Source organism: Nesterenkonia sp. YGD6, assembly GCF_022565895.1.
Taxonomy (GTDB): domain Bacteria; phylum Actinomycetota; class Actinomycetes; order Actinomycetales; family Micrococcaceae; genus Nesterenkonia.
In genome coordinates this window covers 46,605-66,674 of the sequence record NZ_JAJOYY010000008.1, presented here as the reverse complement: position 1 = coordinate 66,674, position 20,070 = coordinate 46,605, and the positions used below count along the sequence as shown (strand labels likewise).

The 20,070-nt window shown below is 67.9% G+C and carries 17 protein-coding genes; 11 read left to right on the top strand and 6 right to left on the bottom strand.

Going from position 1 to position 20,070, the window contains the following annotated elements; all coding sequences use genetic code 11:
• Positions 1–8: 8 nt before the first annotated feature.
• From topA to trhO, 3 genes are all read right to left on the bottom strand, one after another.
• Entirely contained in the window at positions 9–2,831 is a 2,823-nt protein-coding gene (gene topA, locus LTI14_RS12315) for a type I DNA topoisomerase (protein WP_241476694.1), read from the bottom strand.
• Positions 2,832–2,938: 107 nt separating this feature from the next.
• Positions 2,939–4,606 carry a DUF7059 domain-containing protein gene (locus tag LTI14_RS12310; protein ID WP_241476693.1) on the bottom strand — a complete coding sequence of 556 codons (1,668 nt, stop codon included), beginning with the start codon at positions 4,604–4,606 and terminating at the stop codon, positions 2,939–2,941.
• The gene (trhO, locus tag LTI14_RS12305) at positions 4,606–5,553 is read right to left on the bottom strand and encodes an oxygen-dependent tRNA uridine(34) hydroxylase TrhO (protein WP_241466015.1); all 948 of its coding nucleotides are present in this window, start codon (positions 5,551–5,553) and stop codon (positions 4,606–4,608) included. Before trhO ends, LTI14_RS12310 begins: the two co-directional genes overlap by 1 nt.
• A gap of 88 nt (positions 5,554–5,641) precedes the next feature.
• Between trhO and LTI14_RS12300 the strand changes: the two genes are divergently transcribed.
• The 7 genes from LTI14_RS12300 to LTI14_RS12270 all read left to right on the top strand — a co-directional run bounded on the left by LTI14_RS12300 (position 5,642) and on the right by LTI14_RS12270 (position 12,336).
• Complete coding sequence (locus LTI14_RS12300; RefSeq protein ID WP_241471153.1) at positions 5,642–6,343, top strand: GNAT family N-acetyltransferase; 702 nt, start codon at positions 5,642–5,644, stop codon at positions 6,341–6,343.
• A gap of 110 nt (positions 6,344–6,453) precedes the next feature.
• A complete protein-coding gene (locus LTI14_RS12295) occupies positions 6,454–7,500 on the top strand; it encodes a homocysteine S-methyltransferase family protein (protein ID WP_241476692.1) in 1,047 nt (348 codons plus the stop codon).
• 81 nt (positions 7,501–7,581) lie between these two features.
• Complete coding sequence (locus LTI14_RS12290) at positions 7,582–10,041, top strand: DEAD/DEAH box helicase (protein WP_241476691.1); 2,460 nt, start codon at positions 7,582–7,584, stop codon at positions 10,039–10,041.
• A 35-nt stretch (positions 10,042–10,076) separates the two neighbouring features.
• Positions 10,077–11,099: an aldo/keto reductase gene (locus LTI14_RS12285; RefSeq protein WP_241476690.1), complete on the top strand. Its 1,023-nt coding sequence runs from the start codon at positions 10,077–10,079 to the stop codon at positions 11,097–11,099.
• A 268-nt stretch (positions 11,100–11,367) separates the two neighbouring features.
• A complete protein-coding gene (locus tag LTI14_RS12280) occupies positions 11,368–11,607 on the top strand; it encodes a DUF4244 domain-containing protein (protein ID WP_241476689.1) in 240 nt (79 codons plus the stop codon).
• Positions 11,591–11,941, top strand: coding sequence for a TadE family type IV pilus minor pilin (locus LTI14_RS12275; protein ID WP_241476688.1), 351 nt, complete (start codon positions 11,591–11,593; stop codon positions 11,939–11,941). Before LTI14_RS12280 ends, LTI14_RS12275 begins: the two co-directional genes overlap by 17 nt.
• Positions 11,942–11,949: 8 nt before the next feature.
• Positions 11,950–12,336 carry an Rv3654c family TadE-like protein gene (locus tag LTI14_RS12270; protein ID WP_241476687.1) on the top strand — a complete coding sequence of 129 codons (387 nt, stop codon included), beginning with the start codon at positions 11,950–11,952 and terminating at the stop codon, positions 12,334–12,336.
• A 73-nt stretch (positions 12,337–12,409) separates the two neighbouring features.
• On the opposite strand, the gene LTI14_RS12265 is transcribed toward LTI14_RS12270, so the two are convergent.
• Complete coding sequence (locus LTI14_RS12265; RefSeq protein WP_241476686.1) at positions 12,410–13,579, bottom strand: M20/M25/M40 family metallo-hydrolase; 1,170 nt, start codon at positions 13,577–13,579, stop codon at positions 12,410–12,412.
• A 51-nt stretch (positions 13,580–13,630) separates the two neighbouring features.
• On the opposite strand from LTI14_RS12265, the gene LTI14_RS12260 reads away from it, so the two are divergent.
• From LTI14_RS12260 to LTI14_RS12245, 4 genes are all read left to right on the top strand, one after another.
• The gene (locus tag LTI14_RS12260) at positions 13,631–14,443 is read left to right on the top strand and encodes a hypothetical protein (RefSeq protein ID WP_241465992.1); all 813 of its coding nucleotides are present in this window, start codon (positions 13,631–13,633) and stop codon (positions 14,441–14,443) included.
• A gap of 14 nt (positions 14,444–14,457) precedes the next feature.
• Positions 14,458–15,150 carry a MurR/RpiR family transcriptional regulator gene (locus tag LTI14_RS12255; RefSeq protein ID WP_241465990.1) on the top strand — a complete coding sequence of 231 codons (693 nt, stop codon included), beginning with the start codon at positions 14,458–14,460 and terminating at the stop codon, positions 15,148–15,150.
• Positions 15,150–16,280, top strand: coding sequence for an o-succinylbenzoate synthase (gene menC / locus LTI14_RS12250; protein WP_241476685.1), 1,131 nt, complete (start codon positions 15,150–15,152; stop codon positions 16,278–16,280). The genes LTI14_RS12255 and menC overlap by 1 nt, the downstream gene beginning before the upstream one ends.
• 103 nt (positions 16,281–16,383) lie before the next feature.
• Positions 16,384–16,662, top strand: a complete 279-nt coding sequence (locus LTI14_RS12245) for an Lrp/AsnC family transcriptional regulator (RefSeq protein ID WP_036476260.1) — start codon at positions 16,384–16,386, stop codon at positions 16,660–16,662.
• Positions 16,663–16,794: 132 nt separating this feature from the next.
• Here the strand turns inward: LTI14_RS12245 and LTI14_RS12240 are convergent, their stop codons facing one another.
• Complete coding sequence (locus tag LTI14_RS12240; RefSeq protein WP_241471161.1) at positions 16,795–18,915, bottom strand: TRAP transporter permease; 2,121 nt, start codon at positions 18,913–18,915, stop codon at positions 16,795–16,797.
• Entirely contained in the window at positions 18,912–19,916 is a 1,005-nt protein-coding gene (locus LTI14_RS12235) for a TAXI family TRAP transporter solute-binding subunit (protein WP_241465985.1), read from the bottom strand. The genes LTI14_RS12240 and LTI14_RS12235 overlap by 4 nt, the downstream gene beginning before the upstream one ends.
• Between the last annotated feature and the right edge of the window lie 154 nt (positions 19,917–20,070).

The window sequence follows — 20,070 nt, the reverse complement described above, 5'->3', positions numbered from 1 at the left end:
CTCCTTGACTAGGATCCGGTCTTCGCGGTGGTCTTCTTGGCTGGAGCCTTCTTCGCGGCGGGCTTCTTGGCCGGAGCCTTCTTCGCCGTGCTCTTGGCGGCCCGCTTGGGCGCACCGGGCTTCTTCGGTCCGGCGGCGCGCTTCTCCGCCAGCAGCGAGTATGCGTGCTCCTTGGTCAGCGTCTCCAGCGAGACGCTGCGGGGCACTGTCACATTGGTCTCACCATCGGTGACGTAGGGGCCGAAGCGGCCGTCCTTGACCACCACCTGCTTCTCCGAGGTGGGATCGGCGCCGAACTCGGCCAGCGGGGGAACCGCCGCCCGGCGTCCACGCTGCTTGGGCTGGGCGTAGATCGCCTTCGCCTCGTCCAGGGTGATGGTGAACATCTGCTCCTCGGTCTCCAGCGAGCGGGAGTCCGAGCCCTTCTTCAGATACGGGCCGAAGCGGCCGTTCTGGGCGGTGATCTCTTCGCCGTCTGCATCGGCGCCGACCACGCGCGGCAGCGAGAGCAGCCGCAGCGCCTGCTCCAGCGTCACCGTCTCCAGGGTCATGTCGGAGAGCAGCGAGCCGGTGCGGGGCTTCTCCTTGGCCGGCTTCTTCTTCGGCTTGGGCTTGCCGTTCTTGTAGTACTCGGTCGGCAGCGACTTCATATGCTCTTCGAGCTGCGCCTCGGTCATCTCTTCGATGAGCTCGGTGACGTAGGGGCCGTAGCGACCGTCCTTGGCGACGATCTCGCGACCGGTCTCGGGGTCGGTGCCGAGCACCCGGCCTGAATACTGGGCCTGTTCGAAGAGCTCCTCGGCCTTGGCGACGGTGAGCTCGTCCGGAGCCAGGTCCTGGGGCAGGTTGGCGCGCTGGGGCTCCAGCTCACCCTCGGCGTTGACGACGCCGTCGGGGTTCGGCCGCTCCAGATAGGGGCCGTAGCGCCCCACCCGCAGGTTCACGCCGGGGGCGATCTCGATGGAGTTGATCGCCCGGGCGTCGATCTCGCCGAGGTTCTCCACCACGTGCTTGAGCCCGTCGACGCCGTCCTCGGCGCCGAAGTAGAAGCCCTGCAGCCAGGCCTCGCGCTGGAGCTCGCCGCGCGCGATCTGGTCCAGGTCCTCTTCCATGCGGGCGGTGAAGTCGTAGTTCACGTATTTGCCGAAGTGCTCCTCCAGCAGCCGGATCACGCTGAAAGCGGTCCAGGAGGGGATCAGCGCGGAGCCGCGCTTGGTGACGTAGCCGCGGTCCATGATGGTCGAGATGGTCGGCGCGTAGGTGGAGGGGCGACCGATCTCGCGCTTCTCCAGCTCCGCGACGATCGTGGCCTCGGTGTAGCGGGCCGGCGGGGTCGTCTCATGGCCCTTGGCCTGGACGTCGCGGCCGATCAGGCTCTCGCCGGTCTCGATCTTCGGCAGTCGCTTATCGGCCTTGCCGGCCTTGGCCTCGTCGTCCTCCGAGGTGCTCTCGCGGATCTCCTCGTAGGCGGCCAGGAAGCCGGGGAAGGTGATGACGGTGCCGGAGGCGCCGAAGGTGGCGGTGGTGCCGGCCTTGGGTCCGCCGGAGACGGAGGCGCTGAGCCGCACGGAGGCGGTGAAGCCTTTGGCGTCCTCCATCTGGGAGGCGACGGTGCGCTTCCAGATCAGCTCGTAGAGCTTGAACTCATCCTTGGAGAGCTCCTTGGCCACCTGGCCGGGGGTGCGGAAGTGGTCGCCGGAAGGCCGGATCGCCTCGTGGGCCTCCTGCGCGGTCTCGCTCTTCTTGGAGTACAGGCGCGGACTGGCCGGCACATGGTCGGCCCCGTAGAGCTCGGTGATCTGCCGACGCGCCGCGGTGATCGCCTCGTTGGAGAGCGTCACCGAGTCGGTACGCATATAGGTGATGTAGCCGTTCTCATACAGCCGCTGCGCCACCTGCATGGTCGCCCGGGAGGAGAAGCGCAGCCTGCGGGAGGCTTCCTGCTGCAGCGTCGAGGTGATGAAGGGAGGCTGGGGACGGCGCGAGTACGGCTTGTCCTCCACCGAATCCACGGTGAACTCCGCCTTGGTCAGACCCTCGGCCAGGGCCTCGGCCGCTTCGCGGTCCAGGACGCTGACCTCTGTCTTGGAACGGGTGGACTTCAGCTCGCCGCGGTCGTTGAAGTCCGCGCCGGTGGCCACGCGGGCCCCGTCGACGGCGTTGAGCTTGGCGGTGAACTCCTCACCGGCGGCGGTGGCGAAGCTCCCGGAGAGGTCCCAGTAACCGGCCGGGATGAAGGCCATGCGTTCACGCTCACGCTCGACCACCAGTCGGGTGGCCACTGACTGGACGCGTCCTGCGGAGAGGCCCTTGCCGACCTTGCGCCAGAGCACCGGGGAGATCTCGTAGCCGTAGAGCCGGTCCAGGATGCGCCGGGTCTCCTGCGCGTCGACGAGGTCGTCATCGATCTGACGCACGTTCTGCAGGGCTCGAGTGATGCCCTCATTGGTGATCTCGGTGAAGGTCATCCGGTAGACCGGGACCTTGGGCTTGAGCACCTGCAGCAGGTGCCAGGCGATGGCTTCGCCTTCGCGGTCGGCGTCAGTGGCGAGATAGAGCTCCGAGGCGTCTTTCAGGGCCCGCTTGAGCTCTGTGACCTTCTTCTTCTTGGAGTCGGAGATCACGTAGTAGGGCGCGAAGCCGTCGTCGGGGTTCACCGCGAACCGGCTGAAGGGGCCCTTCTTCATATCAGTGGGCAGCTCTGAGGGCTGTGGCAGGTCACGGATATGCCCGGCGGAAGCGTCCACGATGAAATCATCGCCAAGGTACTTGGCGATGGACTTGGACTTCGCCGGGGACTCGACGATGACGAGTTTCTTGCCTTCGGGCACTGATCTCCTTGAGGGAATTCTTGCGGTGCAGTCTCGGGCGCTCAGCAGTGGGCTGGCCGTCGAGTGCTCAATATATCAGCGAGCAGAACACGTCGAAGCCGGTGGAATCAAGACTCCCTGAGGTAGCCCTCGACGTAGAGGTCGAGGATTTCGCTGCGCAGCTCCTGTTGAAGCTGGCCTTGATCGGTGGACTCATCCGCCATCAGAGCGGCGACGGCGGTGACGAGCGCGGCGGCCTGATACTCCCCGTCGGCGGCTCCCAGCAGGCCCGCCGCGGCGCTGGAGACGGCCCGGCTGCGGCGCAGCCCAGCGCCCTGACGTGCGAGGATCACCTCCGGGTGGACGGCGCCGAAGCGCTGATGGCGTTCTTCGGTGACATCTGCGGCGACGGCGAGGACCGCATCGAGCACCGCCTGCGGGTCCCGGGCGACGGCTTCTGCCCGGGCCGCGGTGGTCCCGATCACCGGTCCCAGCGGCTGCTCCACCGCACCGGTGAGCTCCTCGAATCGCCGCCAGGGCGTGATCGCGCCCGCATCTGCCGGGCGGCGTCGGATGAAGATCATCCCGAATCCCACCGCGAGCACCGCGCGGGAGTCGAAATCATCCAGGTATTCGGCGTAGCGGCGGCGGTAGTTCTCCGGCTCCCGCTGGGTGGAGGCGTCGCGCAGCCAGGTCTCGGCGTATGCGGAGCTTTCCTGCCGGTCGCGCTGGATGAACCAGGCATCGACCTCCGCGCCGAACGTCTCGCACCACAGGCGCGGTCGGGCGTCCCAGGCGGCGTGGTCCTGGATCTCCCAGTTGCCCAGCAGCTGCGCGGTCCCGGACTCGGCGAGGTGCTGGGGCAGCGAGGCGATCAGCTCCGCCATGAGCAGATCGCCGGCCCGGCCGCCGTCTCGGTAGGTATAGCGCCCGTCGATCTGCTCATCCTGCGGACGCGGGGTGATGACGAAGGGCGGATTGGAGATGATCAGGTCGAATGTCCGCCCGGCCACCGGTTCCAGCAGGCTGCCCTGCACCAGCTCCACCCGAGCACCGAGGTCTCTGGGGTCCAGCCGCAGCGCGGGGGCGTTGAGAGCCAGGTTGAACTCGGTGAAGTCCAGTGCCCGTTGACTGAGATCGGTGGCCACGACATGCTCGGCGTGGTCCAACAGGTGCAGCAGCTGGATTCCGCAGCCGGTGCCGATCTCCAGGGCGCGCTTGACCGGAGTGCGGTGGATGCTCGCCGCCAGGGTCAGACTCGCGCCGCCGATCCCGAGCACATGCTCGGGATGCAGCGGACCCTGCACCTGTGCGGCGGGAAGGTCGCTGGCCACCCAGAGGTCGGCCAGGCCCCGAGCCTGCTCGGCCTGGTAGGGCCGCAGGTCCACGCTGGGACGGTAGAGCGCGGCGTCGTGCCCTTCCCCGGGCGCCGGGGGCCCCGGTGCCACGGGGGCTGCTCGGTGCACCAGGTTCAGGCGGCGCAGACCGTCGACGCCGACCTGAGGCAGGGCGGCATGCAGCTGCGCGGCGGTGGTCTCGAGCCCGAGCAGCCAGAGCCCGGTGAGCACGGCGCAGGGGTCCGGCGCGGGTTCGGCGGCCAGCAGCTCCGAGACCCGCAGCGCTGCGGGCACGGGCTGATCGCGTTCCAGCGCGGCGAGCGCGACGGGGCCCAGCAGCTGCGTGACACGTTCGTTGGTGAACTGCGCGGAGACCAGGTCCGTGCGCAGGGCGGCCAGCAGCTCGGAGTCAGCGACCGGGGCCGGCAGGATGACATGCTGCTGCTCGAGATGGCTCATCAGCGACGCACCTTCTGCAGGGGACCGGCATTGGGATCGGAGGGGTCCTGCTCCAGCCGCGCCTGACAGTTCTCGCAGCGGGTGGTCTCCGGTATGTCGCGGTGGTCATCGCAGTAGAGCTGCAGCGTGGAGCATCCGCGGTCCATACAGTTATAGAAGGAGCTGGTCGGGCTGGCGCAGCGGCTGCATTCACCGATGGTCTTGGCCTCGGAGGAGAAGCGGGTGTTCATCCGGGAGTCGAAGACGTAGAGCTCGCCCTCCCAGAGTCCCTGATCACCGAAGGTCTCTCCGTAGCGGACGATCCCGCCGTCGATCTGGTAGACCTCTTCGAAGCCGCGCCGGCGCATCAGCGCCGAGAGGACCTCGCAGCGGATCCCGCCGGTGCAGTACGTCACCACCGGCTGGTCCTTGAGGTGGTCGTATCTGCCGGAGTCCAGCTCTGCGATGAAGTCCCGGGTGGTCTCGGTCTCCGGGACCACAGCGTTCTTGAACTTTCCGATCTGCGCCTCCATGGCGTTGCGGCCGTCGAAGAAGGCGACCTCCACGCCTTGCGCCTGCTTCGCCTCGACGAGCTCATGGACCTGCTGCGGCTGCAGATGCTCACCCCCGCCGACGACGCCGTGCTCATCGACCTCGATCTCCTCGGGCACGCCGAAGGCCACCAGCTCGGGGCGGACCTTGACCGAGAGTCGAGGGAAGTCCTCCGCCCCGCCGTCAGACCATTTGAAGGCCATCTCACGGAACGGGGCGTACGCCCGGGTCTGCTTCACGTACTGCTTGACCGCCTTGACCTCACCGCCGACGGTGCCGTTGATCCCCTGCGGGGAGATCAGGATCCGGCCCTTGACTCCGAGTTCCCGACAGAGGGTGTGCTGCCAGAGCCTCACCGCCTCGGGATCCGAGAGGGGGGTGAAGGCGTAATAGAGGACGATCCGGGACATGCTCACCTCTCAAGGGTAGTTCTGAACAACATCTTTATGAACTCGTTGTCCTGCCCTCTCACGGTGCGCTGCTTTTTCTTTGTATGGTCGGACTATGACTTCTGAGCTGAGCGATGACCTTGTCCGCCACTGGGTAACCGGATGGGCGCGAACTCACGACTATGACGTCCACCATGAAGGCAATGTTCATTCCGCTCTGCGCTCCGGAGATTCAGACGAGTGGGAGTACGTGCTCTATTCCCCTCAGGACACCGACCTGCGCAAGATCGCCTCCGCCGTCTCCAAGGATTCCGCCCGGCTGCTGACCGTGATCGCCGAGCCCGGCGCCGAGTCGCTGAGCCAGAGTCCGATCGAAGGCCTCCAGCTCATCAGCGATGAGGAGAGGCTCATGGTGGTGGACATGGACACCCAGGACGTCGAGGATCCGATCACCCCGGAGGGGTACACCACCACTCGCGAAGACCATGACGGCTGGACGCTCTTCACCGTGCGCGACGGGGACAAGGTCGCCGCCCGCGGCCGGGTCGCCACCGTGGGCCATTACGCGATCCTCGACCGGATCTATACCAACGACGACTATCGCCGCCAGGGCCTGGGCACCTATGTGACCCGCGCACTGATCGCCATCGCCCATGAGCACGACGTCGAAGAAGGCCTGCTCGTGGCCACCGGTGATGGCCGTGAGCTCTACGAGTACCTGGGCTGGACCCTGCTCGGCGACGTCCACGTCTACGGCGCCACCTCGGGTGGACGGCTGCGCCCGAGCCACTCCCAGTTCGACGACCTCAACGACTAGGCTCCGCGCGGCACCTGTTGTATGATCGGCGAATTGGCTGCATTAAGTTCAATTGTTCATGAATTATTGAAGGAAGATGCAGCTCCGCACCGTCGCTGAAGGAGCACCCCATGGCCGCCAACCCGTTGACCGACCGCCTCGATGCAGGCCCCGTCATCTGCGCCGAAGGATTCCTCTTCGAACTTGAGCGGCGCGGCTACCTCACCGCAGGAGAATTCGTGCCCGAGGTGGCGCTCGAGCACCCTGATGCGCTGCGCGCGCTGCACCGGGACTTTCAGCGCGCCGGCTCGGACATCGTCGAGGCGTTCACCTATAACGGGCACCGGGAGAAGATGCGGGTCATCGGCAAGGAGGACCTGCTCGAACCGTTGAACCGCTCGGCCCTGCGCATCGCCCGTGAGGTCGCCGATGCCCGACCCGGGGACCTGGTGGCCGGCAACATCTCCAACACCAACATCTGGGACCCCGCGGACGTGCAGCGCCAGAACGAGGTGCGCGGCATGTTCGAGGAGATGGTGGGCTGGGCGGCGGAGGAGGGCGCAGACCTTATCGTCGGCGAGACGTTCTACTATGCCGGGGAGGCGCTCGCGGCCCTGGACGTGGCCCGGTCCTCAGGGCTTCCCGTGGTGCTCACGCTCGCGCCGATGGCCTTCGAAGAGATGGCCGACGGGCTCGGCGTGGTCGAGACGTGTCAGCACCTGGAGCAGGCGGGCGCCGACGTCGTCGGGCTCAACTGCTTCCGCGGTCCGGACACCATGATGCCGTGGCTGCGCCAGATCCGGGAGGCAGTCTCCTGCCACGTGGCCGGGCTGCCCGTGCCCTACCGCACCACGCAGAGCGAACCCACCTTCTTCAACCTCACTGATGTGCGCGCCAGCGTACCGTCCCCGCATGGACGGACCTTCCCCACCGCGCTGGATCCGCTGTACACCAATCGCTATGAGATCGGCGCGTTCGCGAAGGAGGCCTACGACCTGGGGGTCAACTACCTGGGGGTCTGCTGCGGCGCCTCGCCGATGCACATCCGCGAGACCGCCGAGGCCGTGGGGCGCAGCACCGAGGCCAGTAGGTACTCCGAGCGCATGGAGAACCATTTCATGTACGGGTCCCATGATCGGCTGCCCGACCACATCCGGTCCCTGGGGGATCGCGCCTGAGCAGCACCGGCGCATCAAGCGCTGTTCAGCGCTGCCAGCGCAGCGGGGGTGAGAGCAGGATGCTGACGTAGCCTGAGGGTGATGCCCGATCAGGAATCCTTTGAGCTGCTGCGCCGTGCGGGTCTGCCGGCTGAGATCGGCGACGCCGGTCCGCTGCGCCACGTCCGCACGCTGCCGGCTCGGCAGGCGCAGACCGCCGCCTGGCCTGAGTGGGTGCCCACTGAGCTGCGCGCGGGCTACCGGCAGCTGGGGGTCTCCGGGCTCTACACCCACCAGGTGCTCGCCGCCGAGGCCCTGCACGCCGGGCGCCACACGATCCTGGCCACCGGCACCGCATCGGGGAAGTCCCTGGGCACCCAGCTGCCCGGACTGGCGGAGATCTGCGGAGGCCCGCGCGGGGCGCTGCCATCGGCAGGCCACGGCGGTGCTTCCGGGAGCCTGGGCCCTCCGCCCAGCGTGGGCACGACCATGCTCTACCTCTCCCCCACCAAGGCGCTGGCCGCCGATCAGCTGGATGCGCTGGGCCAGCTGGCCGAGGCCACCGGGCCCGCCGGCACCCAGGGCGGCATCCGCCCGGCCTCATACGACGGGGACACCGACCCTGCTGAGCGCCGCTGGGTCCGCCAGCACGCCAATGTGGTGCTGACCAATCCCGACATGCTCAACGTCGGGATCCTGCCCAACCATCGGGCCTGGGCCAGGTTCTTCGCCCGGCTGCGCTATGTGATCATCGATGAGGCGCACAGCTGCCGCGGGATCTTCGGCTCACATATCGCGCTGCTGCTGCGCCGGCTGCGGCGGATCTGCGCCCACTACGGGGCCTACCCGGTCTTCACCGGGGCCTCCGCGACGAGCGGTGACCCCGCCACGTCGTTCTCCCGGCTGATCGGGCACCCCGACACCGCGGTCCGAGCCATCACCGAGGACGGCTCACCCCACGGTGCCGTGGACGTCTACCTCTGGGCGGCCTCGAACTCCGCGCTGACCGGAGACAACGCGGCACCGCTGAAACGCAGCCTCACCGTGGAGGCCGCAGACGTCCTCACCGACCTGGTGGTCGCCGGGCACCGGACGCTGGCCTTCATCAAGTCCCGGCGCGGGGCCGAGACCATCGCACAGATCGCCGCCGATTCGCTCGCCGAGGTGGACCGTGACCTGCGCGGACGGGTGGCAGCCTACCGGTCCGGCTACCTCAAGGAGGAACGCCGCGAGCTCGAGGACGCGCTGCGCGAAGGGCGGCTGCTGGGCGTCGCCTCCACCCCTGCGCTGGAGCTGGGAATCGACATATCCGGACTGGACGCGGTGATCATCGCCGGCTGGCCCGGCACCCGAGCCTCGTTCTTCCAGCAGCTGGGCCGGGCTGGACGCTCGGGCCAGCGCGGTGCCGCGTTCTTCATCGCCGGCGACGATCCGCTGGACTCTTATCTGCTGGACCACCCCGAGGCGATCTTCGACACCGCTGTCGAGGATGCGGTGACCGATCCTTCCAACCCGCATGTGGCCGCGCCGCACATCCTCGCCGCCGCCCAGGAGCTGCCGCTGACCCATCCTGACCTGGAGCTGTTCGAGGCCTGGCTGATCGGGTCGCTCACCGAGCAGGGGCACCTGAGACGCCGGCCGCGGGGCTGGTTCTTCGCCCACGACGACGTCTCCGCCGCAGCCTGGGTCAAGCTGCGCTCCGACGGCGGCGGGCCCTACACGATCGTGAACGCGCAGGACGGCACCGTCGTCGGTGACATGGGCTCCGCCCAGGCGCAGCCGCAGGCCCACCCGGGGGCGGTCTATGTGCACCAGGGGCGCAGCTACATCGTCGAAGAGCTGGATCGGGAGAACAGCGCGGTGCTGGTGTTTCCAGCGAGCCCGCCGTATTACACCCAGGCCCGGGAAACCACCTCGATCGAGGTGGTGCAGATCGAGGAGTCCATGGACTGGGGCCGTTACCGGCTGCACTCCGGGATGGTCGAGGTGACCAGCACCGTGGTGGGCTTCCAGCGCAAGGCGCTGGGCTCCTCCGAGGTGCTCTCGGACGAGCCGCTGGACCTTCCACCCTCCTCGCTGCGCACCCAGGCGATGTGGATCACCGCCCCGGAGACCGAGCTCGCAGAGGCGGGCGTGGTCCCGGAGCATGTGCCCGGGGCGCTGCATGCCGCCGAGCACGCGATGATCGGGCTGCTGCCGCTGCTGACCTCTGGTGACCGCTGGGACATCGGCGGCGTCTCCACCGCGCTGCACCGCGACACCGAGCTGCCCACGATCTTCGTCTACGACGGGCACCCCGGCGGAGCCGGGTTCGCGCGGCGCGGCTTCGAGCTGGCCGCCGATTGGATCGGCGCCACCGCCGAGACCATCGCCGGCTGCGGCTGCGCCACCGGTTGTCCCTCCTGCGTGCAGTCCCCCAAATGCGGCAACAGGAACAACCCGCTGGCGAAGCAGCCGGCGCTGAACCTGCTGCGCGCGATCCTCGCTGCCCGCCCAGAGGGTTCCGCTCCCGGTTCAATCCGCTCGGCGGACGAGAACCCACGCACGCTCGACAACGCTTGATCTGTCACTGGCCATCATCTTCGGAAGGATCCACCATGACCCTGCGCTCCATCACCCTCGGAACCGGCGAACATCGTCTCGAGGCGTCAGCGCTGGGCTACGGCGCGATGTCGCTGGCCGGGGCCTATGGGGCCATCACCGAGGCGGACTCGCTCGAGCTGCTGGACCACGTGGCCCAGCGCGAGGTCACCTTCCTGGACACCGCGAACATCTACGGCGACGGTGAGAGTGAACGGGTGTTGGGGACGTTTCTGAAGCACCGCCGCGAGGAGTTCGTCCTGGCGACCAAGGTCGGCATCGAGAAGGGTGCTGGGGTCGGGAAGCGCCGCGCCCGAGGGGACGCGGCGCATATCCGGGAGCAGGTCGACCTGAGCCTGCGCCGGCTGGGGACAGATCACGTGGACCTCTATTACCTGCACCGGGTGGACCCCGGCACGCCGATCGAAGAGAGCGTCGGAGCCTTGGGCGAGCTCGTCTCCGCCGGCAAGGTGCGCACCATCGGCCTTTCCGAGGCCACCGGGGAAGAGATCGCTCGCGGCCATGCGGTGCACCCGATCACGGCGGTTCAGAGCGAATGGAGCATCTTCGCACGGGATGTGGAAGCCCATGTGCTGCCGACCTGTGCGCGGCTGGGGATCGGCTTCGTGCCGTACTCCCCGGTGGGCCGAGGCATGCTCACTGATGCCCTCGATCCACAGTCTCTCCCCGCCGATGACATCCGGCAGAACTTCCCGTGGTTCAGCGCAGAGAACATCTCGCGCAACGCCGTTCTCGTCGCGCGGGTGCGTGATGTTGCGTCCAGGCTCGGGATCCCCACAGCCGGGCTTGCCCTGGCCTGGCTCTACCAACAGGCGGACACCCTGGGGGTACAGATCTCCCCGATCCCCGGGACCAGGACGGCGGCGCACTGGGATGAGCTGCAGTCCGGTGTGGATGTCTCACTTCCCGGTGAGGCCGTGGAGGAGCTGGACAGGCTGGCCGGGCAGGTTCATGGAGATCGCAGCTTCGATCCGCGCTGGGTCTCCGGTGGGCGCGAGGGCCTGCTCCCGCGCAGCTGAGCAGGTCGGGACTCCCCTGTGCTCGGGCGGCTCAGGACACGCCGGTGATTGCTCGAAGTTTGCCCCAGCACCGGCGATCTCGGGGCCCTGGATCCATCCTCTCCACAGCAGCGAACGCTCCTGCGGAATCGGCGATGGCGCACCCGAGACTGGTGAGCACCTGCAATCAGCAGGGCTCACCAGTCGTCTGGTCCACGGGGCCGAGAATCTCACTTCCCCGAGGCTCGGTTCGCTGAGGCTCGGGGGTCCCGAGCTCCGGGCGACCGTCATGGAAGGCACTGTCATGGAAGGCATGGTCAGGGAGACGACGCAGGAGCGCACCGGTCCGCAGGAGCCCAGGGGCTGGGGGCGACGGCTCCACCAGGAAGAGGAAGGGCTCGCGACGGCCGAATACGGCATCGTCATGTTGGCAGCCGTCGGGTTCGCGGGGCTGCTGGTGGCGGTGCTGAGCTCCGGCACGGCACGAGGACTGCTGAGCGGCGTCGTGGAACGTGCGCTCTCGTTCTGAGCGCGGCTCGATCAGCGCGGAATTCGCGGTGGCGCTGCCCGGGGTGGTGCTCGTGCTGCTGCTGGTGCTCGCCCTCGGTCTCCATGGCGCCGCCCAGGTCACTCTGGAGACGGGAGCTCGGGCCGCGGCTCGGGAGCTGGCCCGCGGGGAGGACCCCGCCGCGGCGGAGGCGGCCGCCCGGCGGGTCGCCGGTGAGGAGGTGTCCTTCCAGCTCAGCCACGATCAGGACTACGTCACCGTGGCGCTGGTCCGCCCGGTCCGGGTGCTCGGGTGGGTCGAGGTCGGGATGACCCAGGATGCCCGCGCCACGGCCCGGGTGGAGAACCTGCCATGAGGCCCCGGGTGTCGCTCTCGGAAGAGCGCGGTTCGGGCACCGTCCTGGCTCTGGGGCTGATCATGGTGCTGCTCATCCTGCTCGCCGCGGCGCAGACCCTGAGCATGGTCGCGGCGTCCTCCGCGCAGGCTGCCCGGGGAGCGGATCTGGCGGCGCTCGCGGGAGCCGATGCGGCCCGAGGCCTGAGCACCGGGAGCCCGTGCACCGTGGCGGAGGCGGTGGCCGCCCGCAATGCAGTGGAGCTCACCAGCTGCACCGTGACCGGCGAATACCGCACCGAGGTGCTGGTGAGCACCGTTGTGCCGATCCTGCCGGAGCGGCTGCTGGACGCCGGCGGTGTGGATCTCTCCGGACTGCTCAGTCGCGGGGCTGCGCGCGCCGGGCCTCCCCCGTGATCGGCAGGCTGGACCGAGATCCGCGCGAGGACCGCGCGAGCAGAGGCTGCCGCCCACCGGGGGCCGGTCTGGCTCAGAGACGGGCGAGCAGCGCCGCCAGCAGAGCGATCCGCTCTGGGATCGATTCCAGCCGGACCTGTTCATGATCGGCGTGGGCACCGGCGCCATCGGGACCCAGACCGTCGAGGGTCGGCAGGCCCAGCGAGCCGAGGAAGTTGGTGTCTCCTGCTCCTGCCGCGGGCCGACCGCCGACGGTGGGAAGTCCAGCGTCCGCAGCGGCGGCCTCCACCGCGGCGAGCAGCTCCTCATCGGCCGCGTCGGCCTGCCAGGCGGGGCGCTGGGACAGGGTCTGCACCTGCAGCTGGGCGTCCCGACGGACCGGGACGAGATCACTGATGGACGCCAGCACCTGGTTCTCCACCTCGGGGGTGCGAAACCGCAGTCCCACCTCCACCGATGCCGCCGCAGGCACCACATTGGTCTTGCCGCCGCCGGCGATGGTCCCGACATTGCACAGCACATCTCCCGGAGCGGCGTCCTGGGCCGATCCGATGATCTCGCGCAGGGCGAGGATCTGATCCACCAGCTCCTCGATGGCGTTGACTCCGCCCTCGGGGTCCAACGCCGCGTGCGAGGCGCGCCCGGTGACCTGAAGCCGGAGCCTGGTGCTGCCGAGCCGACCGACCTTCAGCGCTCCGCCGGGGTGGGGGGACTCGAAGCCCAGCACGGCGCTGACTCCCTCGGCGCTGGCCAGAAGCAGCTCCCGCGAGCTCGGGGACCCGATCTCCTCGTCACCGACCACGATCACCCGCACCGGCGGCCGGCTGAGGCCCAGCTCTGTGCTGACGCTGAGCCCCTGGTGCATGATCAGCAGCCCGGACTTCATGTCGAAGATCCCGGGCCCGTGGGCGATGCCTGCTTCGATGCGGAACGGCATCTTCTCCAGCGTGCCGGTGGGCCAGACCGTGTCGGAATGTCCGATGAAGAGCACCGGAGCGGCCTCACTGCGCTCGCCGGCTCCCGGGATGTCCATCACCAGGTGCGTCCCCCACTCCCCCTCGTGGACGGCGACCTCGGCATCGTGCTCGGTGAAGAGCACGCGCACCTGATCAGCCACTGAGGTGACCCCCTCGGCGTCTCCGGTGGGCGACTCGGTCACTACCATCCGTTCCAGAAGCTCGAGGGTGCGGTCATAGCGATTCCCTGCCAGGTCAAGCAGGGCAGTGGGAGAAGAGTTGTCCATGGGGCTATGATACGCAACGTAAGAACATATACCAGGCTTCGAGAGGACCGCATGACAAATCAGGATGCAGCCGCACCCGCTTCCCCCGCCATGCCGGAGACGATCAGCCTGGATGATGGGGTCATAGTGCGGGGTCTCACCGAGGTCGCCGAGCTGGAGGCCGCATGCCGGCTCTACCGCGAGGTCTTCTCCTACAGCGGGGAGGACCAGGGGATCAACGCCCGCCTGTTGAAGAACCTGCTCACCTATGGCGGCACAGTCATCGGTGCGCTCGACGCCGCCGGTGCCTTGCGCGGCATGGCCTTCGGCTGGACCGCGGTGGAGACCGATCAGGATGATCCGCACATCTACCACTTCTCCCAGGCCGCAGTGGTCTCCCAGGACCTTCAGGGCCAGGGCGTCGGCCGCGCGCTGAAGAACGTCCAGGCCGCCGTCGCCCACCGGCAGGGATCAAGCCGCATGCGCTGGACCTACAACCCGATGATCAGCCGCAACGCCCACTTCAACCTCGACGTGCTCGGCGCGCAGGGCCGCTGGTTCACCCGCGACGCGCTCGCCGGGCCCGGCACCGATCGCATCACGGTGGAATGGCGACTCGATGAGTCGCACGAGGGACACCGGGTGGCGACCGACAGCAGGTTTGAGGCCGAGCTCGCGGCACACCCGCTCACCACCCCCGGGGAGATCCGGGCCGGCGGCGAATCCACCGCGCTCGCCGTCCCCGCCCAGCAGCCCACCGATCCGGCAGTCATCGAGCTGCTCCGATCGCGCTTCCAGGAGATCTTCGACCAGGGGTTCGTCGCGGTGTCCTGCCGCCGCATGGACGAGGACCTGGCTGTCTACAGCTTCACCCGACCGGCATGAACCGGATGAACAGCATGGTCACCGAAGAGTTCACAGACCAGCATGCGAGTGGCGGAGCAGAGGACGCGGGGTCCGATGATCAGCGCGGTCCGGACAATCCAGCCGCGCGCTTCGGAGCCAGCATGTCCCCGCGGGCCTCGGCCAAGACCCTGCAGGCGCGACTGATCCGCAAGGAGCGCGAGAACCTGGAGCGGGTCTTCGCCAGCTTCGAGACCGAGGACTCGGTGGCCCGGGCCGCTGCGCTCATCGCCGGGGCGCGCCGTCGCTTCATCGTGGGCCACGGCAGGTCTGCGGCCTTCGCGCACCTGCTGGACCTGGACCTCTCCCATGGGGTCTCGCAGGTCTCGCTCATCGACGGCCAGAGCACTCGCAGCATCGATGTGCTCACCGATGTGCGCGGCACCGACGTCCTGGTCGCGTTCTCGATGCGCCGCTACCGCCGGGAGACCGCCGACCTGGTCCATGCCTTCGCCCAGCGCGGCGGCACTGTGGTCGCGGTGACGGACTCGGTCGATTCCCCGCTGGTCGCGCCGGCCAGCGAGGTCGTGATCGTGCCCACCGGCTCCGCCTCGGTCACCGACTCCGCCACCGGCATCGCCGCGGTGATCCACCTGCTCACCGCGCTGACCACCGCAAGTGCCAAGGGAAGCCGCCGTCGGCTGACCGAGAGAGAATCACTGATCCAAGAGATGGGACTGTATATCTGATGCGCGCCACAGAGATCGTGCTCCACGACGTCGAGCTGCCCCTGCGGCACGCCTTCGAGACCAGCTCACACCGGAAATCCTCGCTGCGCCACCTGCTGGTGGAGATGATCGCCGAGGACGGCACCGTCGGCTGGGGCGAGATCGCCTCCCCCGCCGGCCCCTTCTACGCCCCGGAGACGACGACGACGGCGTGGCAGACCGCGGTCGAACATCTGATCCCCGCCGTGCTCGGCGCAGACTGGGAGCACCCAGACGAGGTCGCGGGACTCTACGCGAAGGTGCGCGGAAACTATTTCGCCAAGGCCGGGATCGAGATGGCCGCATGGACCCTGTGGACCGCGGCCCGGTCGGTGCCGCTGGCACAGGCTCTCGGCGGGGAACGCGACTCCGTCATCGCCGGCGTCTCCTTGGGCATCGAGCCCAGCATCGACGCGCTGCTCACCGAGGTGACCCGCCACGTGGAATCGGGCTATCCCCGGGTGAAGCTGAAGATCGCACCGGGTTGGGATGTCGATCCCGTGCGCGCGGTGCGTGCGGCCTTCCCGGACCTCGATGTCCATGTCGACGCCAACGGCGCCTACCCGGGGTCTGCCGAACCGGGCGGCGAGGAGGCCTTTGAGGTGCTGCGCGCCCTGGATCCCTTCCGGCTGACCATGATCGAGCAGCCCTTCGCGCCGAAGAACTTCTTGGACCACGCCCGTCTGACGGCGGCGCTGGAGACCCCGGTCTGCCTGGACGAGTCGGTGGAGACCCTCGATGACCTGCGGACCGCGCTGGCCCTGAAGGCCGGGAATGTGCTCAACATCAAGGTCTCCCGCATGGGAGGGCTCAGCGCGGCGCGCGACGCCCACGCCATCGCCTCCGCCGCGGGCTGGCCGGTCTGGTGCGGCGGGATGCACGAGTTCGGGGTGGGCCGGCTCGCCAATGTGGCGCTCTCCTCGCTGCCCGGGTTCACGCTGCCCTCCGACGTCTCCGCCTCGGGCAAGTACTACGCGGAAGACATCATCGATCCACCGGTCACCGCCGAGCAGGGCGTGGTGCAGGTCCCGACCACCCCGGGGCTGGGCGCCGGCGTGCGCACCGACGTCATCGCCGCGCACGCGACCAGACAGCAGCGCTTCCAGGCCTGAACCCACCCCGCAGCGCGATAATCTGACGGCAGTACTCTGACACCAGCATCCTGACATCCCAGCGGTGCTCAAAGAGTCTCCCCGGCTGAGAGGCAGCGATAACATGGTCACCGCATTCGTGATGATGAAGACCGACCCCCACCGCATCCCCGAGTCCGCGCAGGACATCGCCAATATCGAAGAGGTCCAGGCCGTCTATTCGGTCACCGGCAAGTGGGACCTGGTGGCCATGGTGAAGACTCCGAACCTGGAGGATCTCAGCGATCTGGTCCCGGCGAAGATCTCCAAGGTGGCCACGGTCCATGACACCGAGACGATGGTCGCGTTCCGCACATACTCGGACCAGGAGCTCGAGGCCAGCTTCAGCCTCGGCGGAGAGTAGCCCCGCGGGGGTACGCGCCAGGCCCCCGCCATGTCCGAACACTGAGGGCCCGACCGGATTCCGGTCGGGCCCTCAGTGTTCATTCATCCACGGTGCTTCGGGTTCCAGCGTCTTGAGCCCGGGCGGGTCGGCTCAGGCCATCCCGGGTGCTGGGTTCTCCACCGAGCCGCCGCCGCGGGCGGTCACGTGGGGGCCGTCCTCCTCGGACGTGGCCTCCTCGGCAGACCCATCCCCGCGGCCGCGGCGGATGAACTGCAGCGCCACAGCAAGTGCCAGAGCCACCATTCCGCCGACCGAGAACGTCAGATCCGGGTAGATCAGCAGCAGACCACCGACGATCAGCAACGTCCGTTCGATGACCGAGGCGCGCAGGAAGAGATATCCGGCAAGGCCCGAGGACAGCGCGATCAGCCCCACGATCACGGTGAGCAGGGAGACCGCAAGCTCGTCCCAGGTGCCTTGCAGCAGCAGCGCCGGCTGAAGGATGAAGACATACGGGATCAGGAATCCGGCCAGCGCGATCTTCACCGCCGCCACACCAGCAGCCATCGGATTGGCCCCGGCGATGCCCGCACCGGCGTAGGCCGCGAGACAGACCGGTGGCGTGATGTCCGCGAGGATGCCGAAGAAGAACACGAACATGTGCGCCGCGATCAGCGGGACGTCGAAGTTGTTGTACAAGATCGGCGCCGCCACCGAGGCGGTGACCACATAGTTCGCGGTGGTCGGCAGGCCCATGCCGAGGATGATGCAGGCGATCATCACGAAGAAGAGCACCAGCAGGAAGCTGCCGCCGGCCAGCGACACCAGCCCGCGGCCGAGCTGGCCGCCCAGGCCCGTGGCGGTCACGGTGCCGGCCACGATGCCTGCTGTGGCACAGGCGGCGATCACCGGCAGAGCGGTCCGCGCAGCGGCGATGAACAGTTCCACGAATCCGCGCACGTTGAGCCGGGTGGAGGAGCGGAAGAAGCTCAGGACGATCGCGGTCGCGATGCCCAGCAGTGCCGCCCGGGTGGGGGTCAGGCCGGCGATGAGCGTGCTGATGATCACGACCAGCGGCAGCAGCAGGTCGGCGCGGGTGACCAGCGACCGGATGCTGGGCAGCTCCTCGACCGGCAGACCTTTGATCTCCCGGCGCTTCGCCTCGAAGTGCACCGAGAGGAAGGCGCCCAGGAAGTAGAGCAGCGCCGGGATGATCGCGATGACGATCAGCTCGTTGTACTCCAGGTTGGGCACGTTCTGCGCCATGATGAACGCCGCGGCACCCATGATCGGGGGCATCAGCTGACCACCGGTGGAGGCCGTGGCCTCGGTGGCGGCCGCGAAGTGTGGCTTGAACCCGGCCTTCTTCATGATCGGGATCGTGAAGGAGCCCGAGGCCACGGTGTTGGCCACCGAGGATCCGGAGACCATGCCCTGCAGGCCCGAGGCGGCGACGGCGGCCTTGGCCGGGCCGCCGGTGTACTTGCCTGCCGCGCGGAAGGCCAGGTCATTGAAGAACTGGCCGATGTTGGTCCGGAGCAGGACCACCGCGAAGAGCAGGAAGAGGAAGATGAAGTTCGCCGAGACCTGCAGCGGAGTGCCGAAGATCGATCGCGTGGAGAGGAAGGTCTCCGTGGCGAAGGCGTCCCAGGAGCGTCCGCGGTGCGGGAAGATCGGGCTCATGTTGCCGAAGATCGCGTAGGCGATGGCGGCGGCGGCGATGATCACGATGGGCAGTCCCACGCAGCGACGCGTGGCTTCCAGGACCAGCAGGGTGCCCGCCACTGCCACGGTGTAGTCCAGCGCGCTGAAGCCGAGGATCTGAACGGCGTTGCCGACCAGGTACTCATAGCGGAAGACGATGTAGAGGTTGACCGCCATGCCTGCGGCGGCGAGCAGCGCGTCATACCAGGGCACTCCCCGGCCACGGCCGAGCAGCAGGTCTTTCCAGAGGACCCCGCTGGGCTTCGTGTTGAGCAGCTTCTTGCTCGCCGGGTAAAGCAGGAAGATCAGGGAGGTGGCGCCCGCGAGGTGCAGCGCGCCGTGGATCCAGCCGGTGAAGGGCCGCTCAAGCGCGTAGTAGAGGTGGTACAGCGTGAAGGCTACGGAGAGCCCGCCCACGATCCATGTCCACCAGCCCAGATCCGTCCGGAAGCGGCTCGAGGTGTCGTGCTTCCGAAGAATCTCGGCTGCGCGCTCCTCACCACCGACCCCCGGCTCCTGCAGATCAGCAGAAGCCGGGGAGCGATTCTCAGCAGTGCTGCGTGTCACGGCAGGTCAATGCCCTGCTCTTCGAAGTAACGCTCTGCGCCGGGGTGCAGCGGGATATCGCCGATCCCGGTCAGGGCGTTCTCTTCGCTGATGTTCTCACCGATCTCGAGCGTGACGTCTCCGGCGTTCTCCAGAGTGGCGGCGGTGATCTCGTAGCCGAGGTCCTCGCTGACCTGGGTGGTGGAGGCGACCAGGGCCGCGAACACCGAGACCGTGGTGACGTCCTCGTCGAGGAAGTCATAGGCGTCGGCGGAGATGTCGTAGGACTCGGCGCCGGACTCACCCGAGATGGACTCGGTCATGTCGTCCTCGAGGCCCAGCAGCGCGACATCGGTGGAGGCGGCCAGCTGGGTCAGACCTGCCACCGGGACGCCGACCACGAAGATCGACGCGTCGATCTGGCCGTCAGCGAGCATCTCCGTGGAGGTGCCGAAGTCGGCGATCTCTGCGGTGTAGTCACCCTCCTCGATGCCGTGCGCGGCGAGGATCGCGTCGGAGATCGCGCGGGTGCCGGAGCCGACGTCGCCCACGGCGATGGTCTGTCCCTCGAGATCCTCGATGGACTCGATGCCGGAGTCTTCGCGGACGATGATGTGCGCGGCCTCGGGGTAGAGGTTGGCGATCCAGCCGAAGTTGTCCAGCGCCATGCCGTCGAGGTCATCGATCTCACCGTTGACGCCCATCTCCGCCGTGTCGTTCTGGGTCAGGCCGAGCTGCATCTCTTCCTGGAAGATGCCGCCCAGGTTGTCTGCGGAGCCGCCGGTCTCGATCGCGGTGACCGAGACGTCTTCGATGTTGTCTTCGAAGATCGAGGCCAGCTCGTCTCCCAGCGGGAAGTAGGTGCCGGCGACGCCGCCGGTGCCGAAGGTCAGCTCATTGGTGTAGCTGTCCTCGTCCCCGGTCTGGACGTCTTCGTCCCCACCGTTGTCATCTCCGCCGCAGGCGGACAGGGCTAGAGCGGCTGCAGCGGTGACTGCAATAGTTGTACGACGCATTTTCATGAGTCTTCTCCTCAGTCGAGTGATTCAAGGTGCGTTGAGTAGTCAGAGGTGCGTGGAGTAACCAGCGGGTTGAGTACACGGTGCGATGTGTAGTCAGTCACTTTACCGTGGTGTACGACACTTTACTGGCTCCGCGGATACCCTTTTTATACTG

Coding starts and splice junctions, on each gene's coding strand:
- LTI14_RS12255 (WP_241465990.1), top strand. CDS start 14,458: ATGGTCACCGAAGAGTTCACAGACCAGCATGCGAGTGGCGGAGCAGAG.
- LTI14_RS12235 (WP_241465985.1), bottom strand. CDS start 19,916: ATGAAAATGCGTCGTACAACTATTGCAGTCACCGCTGCAGCCGCTCTA.
- LTI14_RS12295 (WP_241476692.1), top strand. CDS start 6,454: ATGGCCGCCAACCCGTTGACCGACCGCCTCGATGCAGGCCCCGTCATC.
- LTI14_RS12285 (WP_241476690.1), top strand. CDS start 10,077: ATGACCCTGCGCTCCATCACCCTCGGAACCGGCGAACATCGTCTCGAG.
- menC (WP_241476685.1), top strand. CDS start 15,150: ATGCGCGCCACAGAGATCGTGCTCCACGACGTCGAGCTGCCCCTGCGG.
- LTI14_RS12310 (WP_241476693.1), bottom strand. CDS start 4,606: ATGAGCCATCTCGAGCAGCAGCATGTCATCCTGCCGGCCCCGGTCGCT.
- LTI14_RS12290 (WP_241476691.1), top strand. CDS start 7,582: ATGCCCGATCAGGAATCCTTTGAGCTGCTGCGCCGTGCGGGTCTGCCG.
- LTI14_RS12260 (WP_241465992.1), top strand. CDS start 13,631: ATGACAAATCAGGATGCAGCCGCACCCGCTTCCCCCGCCATGCCGGAG.
- LTI14_RS12300 (WP_241471153.1), top strand. CDS start 5,642: ATGACTTCTGAGCTGAGCGATGACCTTGTCCGCCACTGGGTAACCGGA.
- LTI14_RS12265 (WP_241476686.1), bottom strand. CDS start 13,579: ATGGACAACTCTTCTCCCACTGCCCTGCTTGACCTGGCAGGGAATCGC.
- LTI14_RS12245 (WP_036476260.1), top strand. CDS start 16,384: ATGGTCACCGCATTCGTGATGATGAAGACCGACCCCCACCGCATCCCC.
- LTI14_RS12280 (WP_241476689.1), top strand. CDS start 11,368: ATGGAAGGCACTGTCATGGAAGGCATGGTCAGGGAGACGACGCAGGAG.